Genomic DNA, 13,877 nt, shown 5'->3' with positions numbered 1-13,877 from the left:
ATCTCTTACTTGTTCTTCGCGCGCTTACGTTCGTTCTCTTTAAGAAGCTTTTTACGTAGGCGGATGAAGTTAGGTGTAACTTCTACCAATTCGTCATCTTCGATGAAATCTAGCGCTTGCTCCAGTGTGAATTTTACAGGAGGTGTCAGCTGAATGTTTTCATCAGAACCAGAAGCACGAACGTTAGTTAGCTGCTTACCTTTAGTTGGGTTTACAGCTAGATCGTTATTACGACTGTGGATGCCTAGTAGCATACCTTCGTAAACTTCAACGTTTGGCTCGATACATAGACGACCGCGGTCTTGTAGGTTCCATAGTGCATAGCCAAGAGCTTTACCAGTAACCATAGATACAAGCACGCCATTGATACGGCTAACAACTTCACCTTCTTTAACTGGACCGTAGTGATCGAAGATAGAAGTCATGATGCCTGTACCTGAAGTCATTGTCAGGAACAGAGAGCGGAAGCCGATAAGGCCGCGAGATGGAATCATGAACGTTAGACGTACACGGCCTTTGCCGTCTACTTCCATGTTTGTCATGTCGCCTTTACGCTTGCCTAGTTCTTCAATAACAGAACCTTGGTGCTCGTCTTCAACGTCGATCATAACCATTTCGTATGGTTCGTGGATTTCACCATCGACTTCTTTCTGAATTACTTCTGGACGAGATACACCAAGTTCGAAGCCTTCACGACGCATTGTTTCAATCAATACGGACAGGTGAAGTTCACCACGTCCAGAAACTTTGAATTTCTCTGGGGTTTCACCATCTTCTACGCGTAGGGCAACGTTGTGGATAAGTTCACGATCTAGACGCTCTTTGATGTTACGGCTAGTTACAAACTTACCATCCTGACCTGCGAACGGAGAGTCGTTAACCTGGAACGTCATAGATACTGTTGGCTCATCTACGCTTAGCGCTGGTAGAGCTTCAACTTTATCAGGGTCACAGATAGTGTCAGAGATGTTTAGAGCGTCAATACCAGTAACACAGATAATGTCACCAGCAGTTGCGCTTTCTACTTCTACACGTTCTAGGCCGTGATAGCCCATGATCTTAAGGATGCGTCCGCTACGAACAGCGCCTTCACGATCAATAACTTTAACTTGAGTATTTGTGTTGATAGTACCGCGAGTAACTCGGCCAACACCGATAACGCCAAGGTAGCTGTTGTAGTCCAGTGCAGATACTTGCATCTGGAGTGGGCCATCAACGTCTACTTTTGGTGGATCCACATGCTCAACGATTGCTTCGAAAAGCGGCGTCATATCATCAGACATATCGTCTGGCTCTAGACCTGCAATACCGTTTAGTGCAGATGCGTAAACAATTGGGAAGTCCAGTTGCTCATCAGTAGCGCCTAGGCTATCGAATAGATCAAATACTTGATCGATAACCCAATCAGGACGTGCTCCTGGGCGGTCAATCTTGTTGATTACAACGATTGGGCGCAGGCCTTGGTCAAATGCTTTCTGAGTAACGAAGCGTGTTTGTGGCATTGGGCCGTCAACAGCGTCAACTAGTAGGCATACACAGTCAACCATAGACAGTACGCGCTCTACTTCACCACCGAAGTCGGCGTGTCCAGGAGTGTCCACAATGTTGATGCGGTAGTCGTTCCATTTAATGGCTGTGTTTTTTGCCAAAATGGTAATGCCGCGCTCTTTCTCCTGGTCGTTGGAGTCCATGATGCGCTCAGTGCCTTCATCACGACGGCCTAGTGTGCCAGATTGTGCAAGCAGCTTATCAACCAAGGTTGTTTTACCGTGGTCAACGTGCGCGATGATAGCGATGTTTCTTAGCTTTTCGATCACGTGTGTATACCTGTGAGATATTTTTGCGAATGCGGAATTATACGTGTTTATAGATAAATTACTGCATATTTCTTAATCAAATCTGCAGAGTTTTTGTTTTTCTTAATTCTAACCAGATAAGTAGATTGATCTGAGTAGGAATTAAGTTAAAAACAGGCTCATTATAAGTGGGCGTTTTTAATAAGGTTGGAGTATATTATAGGCCCATAACGGTGCGTAAAAATTGATTTAACAAGATTTGCACTATTATGGTGCATTAAAATTGCTTGTGTTCAATTTTGGTGCGGCGCTTTTGGTGCATTTATGCTGCAAGTGCCTCTAATTACGGAGGAATGCTGGTTTTTCTTTTCTGGCACACTTGTTGCTTTGTCCTAAGCCGATAATTAATTCTGATTTCTTTAGGCTGACAATGTTCAGCCTGGTAATTACTAAGTGGAGAAAGTCTCATGTCAGAGAAGACTCTGAATCTGATCAAAGAAAGCAATGCTAAGTGGATTGACCTACGTTTCACCGACTCTCACGGTAAAGAGCAGCACGTAACTATCCCAGTTTCCGACATGGGCGATGACTTCTTTGAAGAAGGTAAAATGTTCGATGGTTCATCCATCTCAGGTTGGAAAGGTATTAACGATTCCGACATGATCCTGATGCCGGACGACAGCGCTTCTCTGCTGGATCCATTCTCTGAAGCTACTACTGTAATCGTTCGTTGTAACATCGTTGAGCCAGCTACTGGTCAAGGTTACGAGCGTGACCCACGTTCTGTAGCTAAGCGTGCAGAAGAGTACCTTAAGTCTACAGGTATTGCTGACACAGCTATGTTTGGTCCTGAGCCAGAATTCTTCGTATTTGACGAAGTGAAATGGCACGCAGACATCTCTGGTTGTGGTTACACAATTGCTTCTGAAGAAGCGTCTTGGGCGTCTAGCCACAAGATCGAAGGTGGTAACACTGGTCACCGTCCACGTGTTAAAGGCGGTTACTTCCCAGTACCACCAATTGATTCTCTTCACGACCTACGTGGCGCTATGTGTGACGCGATGGAAGCGATGGATCTTGAAATTGAAGTACACCACCACGAAGTAGCAACTGCTGGTCAGTGTGAAATCGGTGTTGGTGCGAACACTTTGACTGCTAAAGCGGACGAAGTTCAGGTTCTTAAGTACTGTGTACACAACGTTGCACACGCTTACGGCAAAACAGCTACATTCATGCCTAAGCCACTAGTTGGTGACAACGGTTCTGGTATGCACGTTCACATGTCTCTATCTAAAGACGGTGTTAACCTGTTTGCTGGCGATGCATACGCGGGTATGTCTGAAACTGCTCTTTACTACATTGGCGGTATCATCAAGCACGCTAAAGCGCTTAACGCTTTGACTAACTCTTCTACTAACGCTTACAAGCGTCTAGTACCAGGTTTCGAAGCTCCAGTTATGCTTGCTTACTCTGCACGTAACCGTTCTGCTTCAATCCGTATCCCATACGTGACTAGCCCTAAAGCACGTCGTGTAGAAGCGCGTTTCCCAGATCCATCTGCGAACCCATACCTATGTTTCTCTGCACTAATGATGGCTGGTCTTGACGGTATCAAGAACAAGATCCACCCTGGCGATGCTGCAGACAAAGACCTTTACGATCTACCAGCTGAAGAAGCTGCTGAGATCCCACAGGTTGCTTCATCTCTAGAAGAAGCTCTAAACGCTCTTGAAGAAGATCGTGAGTTCTTGACTCAAGGTGGCGTATTCACTGACGACATGCTTGATGCATTCATCGCGCTTAAGCGTGAAGAAGTTGAGAAAGTGAACATGACTACTCACCCAGTTGAATTTGACCTGTACTACTCTGTATAAGTCTTAATTCTTCTGAAAAAAAGCCTCCCTTGTGGAGGCTTTTTTGTTTTTAAATCTTACCCTTATGCACTTATTTAGTGTCGATTAAAATCTAAATAACATTCAATGCACTAAGATGGTGCGCTATCATTTTTAAGCAGCTACACTCAATATTAGAATAGTCAGTAATGGTGCTGCCTGAGAGCAATTTAGGGCAGTGGTGAAACTTGGTTTACTTTTTGCAGAAGTAAACTTAAGTAAAAGAGTGTAGGTCGATGCCAGTAATAGATTTTCATAAACAGATAATAGAAAACCTTTCTACAGCGGTGGTTTTGCTGGATGGCAACCTCAATGTGGAATATGCCAATCCTGCGGCTGAGATGCTGTTAGAGGCGAGTTTGCGTCGTTTGTCTCAAGTGTCTGTAGCGGAGTGGTTCTCACCAGAGGAACATGGCATTGAAGATCTACGCGCTTGTATTGAAACGGGTCATCCATACACTCGCCGTGAAGCTAAATTGGTGACTCAGAGTGGCAGTGTACTAACGGTTGATTATTCAATTAATCCATTGTTCTGGTTGAGCGGTCGACAGCTCCTGATTGAGATAGAAGCGAGAGACCGCTTGATGAGAATTGAGCGTGAGGAAGACCTTTTAACTCAACACGATACTGCCAGATCCCTAGTGCGTGGCATGGCGCATGAAATTAAGAATCCTTTGGGTGGAATTCGTGGTGCTGCGCAATTACTAGAACGAGAACTCCCAGATCCTGCGTTGCATGATTATACCCGCGTTATCATTGAAGAAGCTGATCGTTTAAGGAACTTAGTGGATCGTCTTTTAGGTCCGCGGAAGTTACCTAAGTTGGAAGATGTAAATATTCATGCGATCCTCGAGCGAGTTTGTCAGCTAATCGAAGCTGAAACAAAAGGTTCTGTGTCTTTGTTGCGAGATTATGATCCGAGCATTCCTGAGTTTACTGGTGATTCAGAGCAGCTTATCCAAGCGGTATTGAATATCCTGCGTAATAGTATGCAGGCAATGCAAGGGGCAGGGACCGTCGATCCAACTATACAAATTAAGACTCGGGCTTTCCGTCAAATTACATTGGGCGCAGAAAAACACCGTTTGGTGTGTAGTGTCGAAATTGTGGATAACGGCCCAGGAATTCCAGAAGAGATACTCAGTAAGATTTTCTACCCTATGGTAAGTGGGCGTGCAGAAGGAACCGGCCTTGGCTTGTCGATTGCGCAATCGATTATCAATCAGCATCAAGGATTGATTGAGTGTGAAACTCAGCCAGGGGAAACCAAATTTCAACTATTCATACCTTTGGAGATAAGTCATGAACCTGTCAGGTAAAATCTGGATTGTCGATGATGATCGTTCAATTCGTTGGGTGCTTGAAAAAGCAATGGCAGTAGAAGGGCTTCAAACCGAAGTTTTTGATAGTGCAGATGCTTTATTGGCTCAGCTAGAACGTGAAGTACCAGATGCCATCATTAGTGATATTCGCATGCCTGGAACAGACGGTCTGCAGTTGCTGGAGAAAATTCAAGAAACTCACCCGCAAGTTCCGATCATTATTATGACGGCACACTCCGATTTAGATTCTGCTGTGGCTTCTTATCAGGGTGGTGCATTTGAGTATTTACCTAAACCATTTGATGTAGATGATGCTGTTGCTTTAACTAAGCGCGCCTTGGCGCATGCGATTGAGCAACGAGAGCAGGTAGCAGAGCAAGCTGCTGAAGAAGGTACAGAGATTATTGGTGAAGCGCCTGCTATGCAGGAGGTTTTTCGTGCGATTGGTCGTCTATCTCAATCAAATATTACGGTTCTAATTAATGGTGAATCTGGTACGGGTAAAGAGCTTGTCGCGCACGCGCTGCATAAGCATAGCCCGCGTAGAGATAGGTCTTTCATTCCTCTGAATATGGCGGCGATCCCTCATGATCTGATTGAGTCAGAATTGTTTGGTCATGAGAAAGGTGCCTTTACGGGGGCAGCAGCGGCTCGACGTGGTCGATTTGAGCAGGCAGATGGCGGTACGCTTTTTCTAGATGAAATTGGTGATATGCCTGCTGATGCTCAAACGCGTTTGTTGAGGGTGTTGGCTGATAGTGAATTCTATCGTGTTGGCGGTCATACCGCTGTGAAGGTTGATGTTCGTATTATCGCGGCTACCCATCAGGATTTAGAAAAGTTGGTGGCTGAAGGTCGTTTCCGTGAAGATTTATTCCATCGTCTTAACGTTATCCGTGTTCACCTGCCTAAGTTAGCTGAGCGACGTGAAGATATACCGCGTTTAGCGCGCCATTTCTTGAGTATGGCTGCTGAAGAGCTAGATGTGGAGCCAAAGATACTTGCTACTGACACGGAAAGTTATATGTGTAATTTGGCATGGCAAGGTAACGTTAGGCAGTTGGAAAACACTTGTCGCTGGTTGACGGTAATGGCGACTGGCCGAGAAGTGCTCATTGATGATTTGCCGCCAGAGCTTATGCAAAGTAGTGAATCAGAAACAGCTGTGGCGGGTGATTGGGAATTGTCATTGCGCAATTGGGCTGATCAGCAGTTGGGGCTTGGTCATCGCAATCTATTGGATACTGCAGTGCCTGCTTTTGAAAAAATTATGATTGAGACTGCGCTCAAGCATACAGCAGGACGTCGACGCGATGCTGCAGAACTTCTGGGTTGGGGGCGTAATACTCTAACGCGGAAAATTAAAGAGCTGGGTATGGACGAAGATAAAGGCGATGATCAGGAGGTTGCCTAAGTTATTCCTTTACAGCCATAACCACGTTTTTTGAATTCATATATAATCCCTGCAGCTTTTAAACTGCGGGGATTTTTTTATGCTTCATGTTGTCCTATTCGAACCTGAAATACCGCCAAATACCGGTAATATTATTAGGCTTTGTGCTAATACAGGTTTTCATCTTCATCTTGTTGAGCCTTTAGGTTTTGACTTTGATGATAAGCGGTTGCGTCGTGCAGGCTTGGATTATCATGAATTTGCTGCAGTTAAAATACACCCTGATTTAGAAACCTGCCTGGCCGAAATAGAGCCTAGAAAGGTTTGGGCGTTAACGACAAAAGGTAAAACCTGCTACACCAAAGCAGATTACCAAGCAGGCGATGTTTTGTTGTTGGGTCCGGAGACTCGAGGTTTGCCTGTTGAGGTGAGAGAGAGCTTCCCTAGTGAGCAGTGGTTGCGAATGCCGATGAAAGAAGCAAGCCGTAGTATGAACCTTTCTAATGCTAGTGCTGTGGTTGTTTATGAGGCTTGGCGGCAGTTGGGTTTTGAAGGTTCGAGCGATGGTTAGTTTAAGTGCTGTTCTACATATAGATACTTAATTGTTGGTATAGCGACTATAGTGAAAGGAACTACATGACGGCCAGTAACTCTATGCAGCATGCTTTTATAGTGACGAAGATAGAAGCCTACCTAACTGAACAGGCGGGCGAGGTTTTTAAACTGCATGTCACCGATTATAGGGAGCGTGCGGTATGGCTGTTAGGTCGACTAGATCAACAAGTGAATATTCAAACACTTAAAAACCAACAGCTTCCGGTAGTCCTGATTTCTGATCAATTGGAGTCAGGTAGCGAAGGTCAGTTTCTTATACCTGCTAGCTCGCTTGTAAGTATTGTCCCTCTACCTGCGACATCGCTACAGCAGGTATTGGAGTTGGGACGAGCAGACGAAATACTGCAAAGCCTTTCGTTAAAATCGTGCTAGAATGCGCTTTTGATTAATATATGTACAGTTAAGAGTGTTGTTCGGTAAGCATATGTGGAAAAAATATAGCTCCCTTTTTCTTGGGAGTTTTTTTGTTTTGATCTCTTCTTTGGCTCATGGATCGAATTATCCAGAAGAGGTGACTAGTGTTTGTAAACAGGTTGGTAAAAAGCTGGCTAGTGTTTCGGTTAATGAGTGTTTAAGTAATCCTTATCTCCCTCCTCGTTTTTATTCAGTTCAAGGTCGTGCAATTTTAGAGGCGCACTTTCAGGCTTCAGAAGAAAATAAAGATGCACCAAGGGTTTTATTTATTGGTGGTATCCATGGTGATGAGTACTCTAGTGTCAGCGTAACTTTTAAGTGGCTTAATACTTTACGTAAACATCATAGTGGTGCTTATGATTGGTATTTTTTACCGGTTGTGAATCCAGATGGTCTACTCCAGCGTAAGTCGAGCCGAGTTAATGCTAATAAAGTGGATTTAAATCGGAATTTTACCCCCGCGCCTGAATTTCCTGAGCCTTTAGCGCATTGGCAAAAAAGTGCAAAAAAGCGTTTGCGCTATTTCCCTGGGCACGCTCCTTTGAGTGAGCCTGAAAGTCGTGTTATCCACAATTTGATTGATGAATACAAACCGACGGTGATCGTCTCTGTACATGCGCCGCACGGAATTTTGGATTTTGATGGCGGTATTCAACCGCCGCGTAAACTTGGGCCGCTGCACTTACGTCAGCTAGGTACTTATCCAGGTTCTTTAGGCAACTATGGCTGGTTTGTTAAGAATATTCCTGTAGTAACCATTGAGCTTCCATATGCCGGGATTATGCCGCCGAAAAAGGATATTGATAAGATGTGGACAGACTTGGTGGGTTGGTTGAAGTATAAATCGAAACGTAACCGCAGTGAGTTGGCTGCCTCTGAATCATCTAAATAGAGAGATTCATAAACAAAAAAACGGAGCGTAAAGCTCCGTTTTTTATGCGATAACGTTCAGCTTAGTGCTGAGCTTCACCTTGTGCTGCTTCTTGCTGAGCTTGAGCCATCTGCTGAGCGTAAAGAGCATCGAAATTAACTGGAGCAAGCATTAGCGCTGGGAAGCTAGCTTTAACAACCATTGCGTCAATTGCTTCACGTGCATATGGGAATAGGATGCTTGGGCAGAATGCACCTAGTGTGTGGTGCATCTCTTGCTCGCCTAGACCAGCAATAGAGAAGATACCTGCTTGTTGCAGTTCAACTAGGAATGCAGTCTTGTCTTCGTTTTTAACAGTAACTGTTAGCGTTAGAGTTACTTCAAAAGCGTTGTCACCTAGCTGAGCAGTTTGAGTGTTCATCTCTAGGCCAACTTCTGGCTGCCAAGGGCTCATGAAAATTTCAGGAGCGTTTGGAGATTCAAAAGAGGCATCTTTAATGTATACGCGTTGTACCGCAAACTGAGGTCCCTGCTGTTCTTCTTGGGACGCTGTGTTCTGATCGTTCTCAGCCATGATTTATCCTTATTTTTTAAAATTAGTTTGCACTAAGTAGGGTGTCGAGTTCGCCTTGGCGTTCAAGGGCAAACATATCATCGCAACCGCCAATAGGTGTTTCGCCGATAAAAATTTGCGGCACTGTGTGACCTCCGCTGAGTTGGGTCATCTCGCGACGCTTTTCAGTATCGCCGTCGACTTTGATCTCAGAGTAAGGAACGCTCTTATGATCCAATAGCATTTTTGCTCGGATACAGAAGGGGCACCACGCGGTTGTATAGATGGTAACTTCTTTCATTGCGATTATTACTTAACAATTGGAAGGCTTTGGCCTTTCCATTCGGTCATGCCGCCAGATAGGCGCACTGCATTTTCAAAGCCTTCAGCCTTAAGTTTGCGAGTAGCTGCGCTCGCTGCCTGACCTAAATTACATACAACGATAATCGGGCGTTGTTTGTACTTAGTTAGCTCGTCCATACGGCGATCTAAATCAGAAAGAGGGATGTGCTTTGCATTGGTGATATGGCCTGTTGCCCACTCTTTTTTAGGGCGGATATCAACGATGACCGCGTCTTCTTTGTTGATTAGGTTTGTTGCTTGCGCCGGAGTAACGGCTTTGCCTGCTTTACTACGTTCATAAAGAACGAACATCACTAGAGTTAAAAGCCAAGCACCAACCAAGAATGGGTGGTTGCCGATAAATTCGATAAATTGATCCATTTCTAATCCAAATAAGGCCTTGCCTGAAGACCATTAAAAACTGTTGATCGACGATTGAGGAGCAATAGTATACCTCGCGATTTTTGACGGTATAAGGGGAAGATACGGTGAAAATGATTATTTAGTGGCAATTATTCTGCTTCGGGCCTTCAATCGTTAGCCTTAAAGGGGCTTTCCAAGTAAAATTGGCGCCAATTTTATAACCGTTGCAACAGAATCCTACAGATATGACACAAATGCGCGCGACCAAAGCTTTGATCATCCTTGATGGTTACGGTGTAGAAAGTTCAGAATCTTCAGCAATTCAGGCAGCTAATACTCCTGTATGGGATGCACTACTTGCTGATAATCCAAATGCTCGAATCGAAACTTCAGGTATGGCTGTTGGCTTGCCGGATGGACAGATGGGTAACTCAGAAGTTGGCCATATGAACATTGGTGCAGGGCGCACGGTTTATCAAAACTTCACGCGTATCTCCAAAGCGATTGAAGATGGTGATTTCTTCGAAAACGAAACGCTAGTAAATGCGATGGATGCCGCTATTGCAGAAGATAAAGCGGTCCATATTTTGGGCTTGTTATCTCCAGGTGGTGTTCATAGCCATGAAGAACATATCTTTGCGCTGTTAGAGATGGCAGTTAAGCGTGGTGCGAAAAAGCTTTATGTTCATGCCATTCTGGATGGTCGTGATATGCCGCCTTGTTCTGCTGAACCATCGATTCAACGCACCGAAGAGAAGCTAGCCGAACTCGGTGTGGGTTCCATTGCTTCTGTTGCGGGCCGTTATTTTACCATGGATCGTGATAACCGTTGGGATCGTGTGCAGAACGGTTACGATGCAATGACTATTGGTCAAGCGCCTTGCAAAGCTGCATCTGCCATTCAAGCCCTAAATGAAGCTTATGCGCGTGACGAGAACGATGAATTTGTTCAAGCAACAGTAATTACGGATGCTGCTGGCGAAGCGAAAGGCTTGGTTGCTGACGGTGATGCGCTAATCTGTGCGAACTTCCGACCTGATCGCGCTCGTGAGATTACTCGTGCATTCACTGAAGGTAGCAGCTTTGAAGGGTTTTTACGTGAAAAAGCACCAAAGCTAGCTGCTTATGTAATGATGACTCAGTATGCATCTGATATCGATGCCGTCTGCGCTTATCCTCCGCAAGCGATTCGAAACGATCTAGGTGAGTACCTGTCTGGTTTGGGCAAAACTCAATTGCGTATTGCTGAAACAGAAAAGTATGCTCATGTGACTTTCTTCTTCAATGGTGGACAGGAAGAAGTTTACGAAGGTGAAGATCGTATTTTGGTGCCTTCTCCAGATGTTGCGACTTATGATTTGCAGCCTGAGATGAGTGCGCCAGAAGTGACTGAAAAGTTAGTTGAAGCGATTAAGAGTGGTAAGTATGACCTGATCGTTTGTAACTATGCGAACGGTGATATGGTTGGCCATACCGGTAAATTTGATGCGGCTGTGAAAGCCTGTGAAGTAGTTGATGATAGCGTTAAACAGGTGCTAGAAGCGCTGCGTGAAGTCGGTGGTGAAGCATTGATTACAGCTGATCACGGCAATGTTGAGTTGATGGTTAACCCAGAAACAGGGCAGCCTCATACTTCTCACACTATCTGGCCAGTGGCGTTGATTTACGATGGTCCACGTGCAGAAAATCTCAAGCTAGAAGACGGTGCGCTTTGTGATTTAGCACCAACTCTGCTGTCCTTGATGGACATTGAAGTGCCTGCTGAAATGACAGGCAGATCTTTAGCATCTTTCTAAAGAGGCTTTAAAAAGGGATAACTCGTTTATCCCTTTTTATTTTGTGCAAAAAAATTATGGTGCGATCTTTACCTGTCTTTATTTTCTTACTGTTTAGCTTGCTTATGTCATCTGTGGTGTTAGCAGAGGACAAACAAGCATTAACTGAAAAGCAGATAAAGCAGCTTAATTCACGTATAGCCTCCTTGCAAAAAAACATGCGCTCGCAAGAGGGTGAGTCTCGTGAATTAAGTAAAGAGCTCCGTGACAGTGAAGTTAAAATTGGCAAGTTAGCGCGCCAAATCCAATCACTGGATAAGCAATTGAGTGGCCTTGGCTCTCACGCAGATTCCCTTGAAAAGAAGCGAGATGCCTTAAAAATCGAGCTTAAGAAACGTTCTGAACTAATCGCTAAGCAGATAGCTCAACAGTATAAAATGGGCAACCAAGCGCGTCTGCAGCTACTACTCACACAACGAGATCCTGAAACATTAGATCGTGCTATTCGCTATTATGACTTCGTAAATGAAGAGTTACGCCAGGACCTAATTCTTTTCAAAACCAAACTGGCGGATCTTTCTGGAACTGAATTAGAGCTAACCGATACCGAGCAAAAAATGGTCCTCAAGCGCGAAGAGTTGCGTCAAGAGGTCAATGCTCTAAGGGCTTCTCAAGCGAAGCGAAAAGATACCCTTGCTCGGCTTACAAAAGCCCTTTCCACAGACAAAACGAAACTTAAGCAGCTCAAGCTGGACCAAAAACGTTTGCGTGCAGTACTGACTGAAATTGAGAAAAGCTTAAACTTCGCGACTCTCGTCAAAGACGATAAAACCTTTAAACAACTAAAAGGTAAGCTGCCTTGGCCGTTAAAAGGTAAGGTGAAGCAGAATTATGGTACTGTCAGAAATAATATCCGCTATGATGGAATTTGGATTCAGGCTTCTGAAGCTCAGCCTGTAAAAGCGGTTCATCATGGGCGTGTAGTATTTTCAGATTGGCTTAGAGGCTATGGTTTAGTATTGATTATTGATCATGGCTCCGGTTATCTCAGTTTGTATGGTTATAATCAAAGCTTGTTATTAGAAACAGGCGATTGGGTTGCCGCAGGTGATACGATCGCAACGGCAGGGCAGAGTGGGGGCCGTACTCAAACAGGTCTTTATTTTGCGGTTCGTTATAAAGGTAAGCCGAGTAATCCAAAAGGTTGGTTGAAGCGCTAACGTTACTAGGGAAGAAATTATGAAGTCAGTTTTATGTTCGGGCGGGTTCAAACGTACCTTGCTTGGTATAGTTGTTAGTTCGCTTGTATCTTTCCCGCTTTATGCTGCTGATCCCAAGCCTGCAGATACTTCTGCTGTCACAGACGAAAAATTATTGCCCCTAGATGAACTTCGATTATTCACCGAAGTGTTCCAGCGTATAAAATCCTCCTATGTTGAGCCAGTTGATGATGCGCGTCTGCTTGAAGATGCTCTGCGAGGTATGATCGCAGGGTTAGATCCCCATTCTGCATATTTAGAACCCGATGAATTTGAGAGCCTGCAAGCCAATACCAGTGGTGAATTTGGTGGTTTAGGAATCGAAGTAGGCTCTGAAGATGGCTTTATTCGTGTTATCACGCCAATTGATGATACGCCCGCTCAGCGTGCTGGGGTTAAAGCGGGGGACTTGATTACCAAGCTGGATGATACACCAGTACAAGGCATGCCTCTCAGTGAGGCTGTAGAGCTGATGCGTGGTAAGCCTGGCAGTAAACTCATTCTAACGATTGTGCGTGAAGGCGAAGAAAAGCCGCTAGAAATTGAAGTTATACGAGACATCATCCAAGTAGCGAGTGTTAAGAGTCGCATGTTGGATGAGGGTTTCGGCTACTTGCGTGTATCCCAATTCCAAGTGGATTCAGGCAAAGAGGTTAACAAGCACCTTAAGCGCTTGATGAAAAATGAGCTGAAAGGTGTGGTGTTGGATCTGCGTAATAACCCAGGTGGTGTGTTACAGGCCGCTGTTGATATCAGCGATACCTTCCTAAAGGATGGATTGATCGTATATACCAAAGGTCGTTTAGCCGAATCTGAGCAGCGCTTTAGTGCGACTAGCGATACCTTGCTTCCAGAGCTTCCACTTGTTGTCTTGATCAATGGAGGTTCGGCATCGGCTTCTGAGATCGTAGCAGGTGCGCTTCAGGATCAAGAGCGTGCGGTTATTATGGGAGTCGATAGTTTTGGTAAAGGCTCGGTTCAAACGGTTCTGCCTTTAACAAAAGAGCGTGCGCTGAAAATCACTACGGCTAGATATTACACTCCTAATGGTCGTTCTATTCAGGCACAAGGCATCAAACCAGATATTGAGGTTAATGATGCTGAGTTAACCCTACGCGAAGGCGGCCCTGAATATTTGAAAGAAAAAGATCTAAGTGGTCATCTCGAAAATGGTGAGAAGAAGGCTGCTGAAGAAGCGAAAAAAGATAATCTTGCAGCAAGAGATTATCAGTTATATGAAGCTTTAAACTTGCTAAAAGCTCTGGCGATCGTGCGTAAGTGA

13 protein-coding genes are annotated in these 13,877 nt (G+C 44.8%); 9 read left to right on the top strand and 4 right to left on the bottom strand.

Annotated elements, in window-relative coordinates; all coding sequences use genetic code 11:
- Positions 1–5 precede the first annotated feature (5 nt).
- On the bottom strand, positions 6–1,817 hold the full coding sequence (typA, locus tag ACMXYR_RS12785; RefSeq protein ID WP_415901892.1) for a translational GTPase TypA: 1,812 nt from the start codon (positions 1,815–1,817) through the stop codon (positions 6–8).
- Between the two features lie 446 nt (positions 1,818–2,263).
- Here typA and glnA point away from each other — a divergent pair, with 446 nt between their 5' ends.
- From glnA to ACMXYR_RS12755, 6 genes are all read left to right on the top strand, one after another.
- Positions 2,264–3,670: a glutamate--ammonia ligase gene (gene glnA / locus ACMXYR_RS12780; protein WP_415901891.1), complete on the top strand. Its 1,407-nt coding sequence runs from the start codon at positions 2,264–2,266 to the stop codon at positions 3,668–3,670.
- Between the two features lie 254 nt (positions 3,671–3,924).
- Positions 3,925–5,007 carry a nitrogen regulation protein NR(II) gene (gene glnL / locus ACMXYR_RS12775; RefSeq protein ID WP_415901890.1) on the top strand — a complete coding sequence of 361 codons (1,083 nt, stop codon included), beginning with the start codon at positions 3,925–3,927 and terminating at the stop codon, positions 5,005–5,007.
- Positions 4,991–6,424 (top strand): nitrogen regulation protein NR(I), encoded by a 1,434-nt coding sequence (gene glnG / locus ACMXYR_RS12770; protein WP_415901889.1) that lies wholly within the window; start codon positions 4,991–4,993, stop codon positions 6,422–6,424. The genes glnL and glnG overlap by 17 nt, the downstream gene beginning before the upstream one ends.
- A gap of 79 nt (positions 6,425–6,503) precedes the next feature.
- A complete protein-coding gene (trmL, locus tag ACMXYR_RS12765; protein WP_415901888.1) occupies positions 6,504–6,974 on the top strand; it encodes a tRNA (uridine(34)/cytosine(34)/5-carboxymethylaminomethyluridine(34)-2'-O)-methyltransferase TrmL in 471 nt (156 codons plus the stop codon).
- Positions 6,975–7,039: 65 nt separating this feature from the next.
- A complete protein-coding gene (locus ACMXYR_RS12760; RefSeq protein ID WP_415901887.1) occupies positions 7,040–7,390 on the top strand; it encodes a hypothetical protein in 351 nt (116 codons plus the stop codon).
- 97 nt (positions 7,391–7,487) lie between these two features.
- Entirely contained in the window at positions 7,488–8,324 is an 837-nt protein-coding gene (locus ACMXYR_RS12755; protein ID WP_415901886.1) for a M14 family zinc carboxypeptidase, read from the top strand.
- A 61-nt stretch (positions 8,325–8,385) separates the two neighbouring features.
- Here ACMXYR_RS12755 and secB read toward each other — a convergent pair whose 3' ends face one another.
- Genes secB through ACMXYR_RS12740 form a run of 3 tightly spaced genes read right to left on the bottom strand, consistent with a single transcriptional unit; the run spans position 8,386 to position 9,579 of the window.
- Complete coding sequence (gene secB, locus ACMXYR_RS12750) at positions 8,386–8,877, bottom strand: protein-export chaperone SecB (RefSeq protein ID WP_415882196.1); 492 nt, start codon at positions 8,875–8,877, stop codon at positions 8,386–8,388.
- A 22-nt stretch (positions 8,878–8,899) separates the two neighbouring features.
- Entirely contained in the window at positions 8,900–9,157 is a 258-nt protein-coding gene (gene grxC / locus ACMXYR_RS12745) for a glutaredoxin 3 (RefSeq protein WP_415901885.1), read from the bottom strand.
- Between the two features lie 8 nt (positions 9,158–9,165).
- The gene (locus ACMXYR_RS12740; protein WP_415901884.1) at positions 9,166–9,579 is read right to left on the bottom strand and encodes a rhodanese-like domain-containing protein; all 414 of its coding nucleotides are present in this window, start codon (positions 9,577–9,579) and stop codon (positions 9,166–9,168) included.
- Between the two features lie 227 nt (positions 9,580–9,806).
- Between ACMXYR_RS12740 and gpmI the strand changes: the two genes are divergently transcribed.
- From gpmI to ACMXYR_RS12725, 3 genes are all read left to right on the top strand, one after another.
- Positions 9,807–11,357 carry a 2,3-bisphosphoglycerate-independent phosphoglycerate mutase gene (gpmI, locus tag ACMXYR_RS12735; protein ID WP_415901883.1) on the top strand — a complete coding sequence of 517 codons (1,551 nt, stop codon included), beginning with the start codon at positions 9,807–9,809 and terminating at the stop codon, positions 11,355–11,357.
- Positions 11,358–11,461: 104 nt separating this feature from the next.
- Positions 11,462–12,556 (top strand): murein hydrolase activator EnvC family protein, encoded by a 1,095-nt coding sequence (locus ACMXYR_RS12730; RefSeq protein ID WP_415901882.1) that lies wholly within the window; start codon positions 11,462–11,464, stop codon positions 12,554–12,556.
- A 19-nt stretch (positions 12,557–12,575) separates the two neighbouring features.
- A complete protein-coding gene (locus ACMXYR_RS12725; RefSeq protein WP_415901881.1) occupies positions 12,576–13,877 on the top strand; it encodes a S41 family peptidase in 1,302 nt (433 codons plus the stop codon).

Origin of the sequence: Neptuniibacter sp. QD29_5 (assembly GCF_047778125.1) — a bacterium.
GTDB lineage: Bacteria > Pseudomonadota > Gammaproteobacteria > Pseudomonadales > Balneatricaceae > Neptuniibacter.
This window is presented reverse-complemented; position numbering and strand designations above follow the sequence as displayed.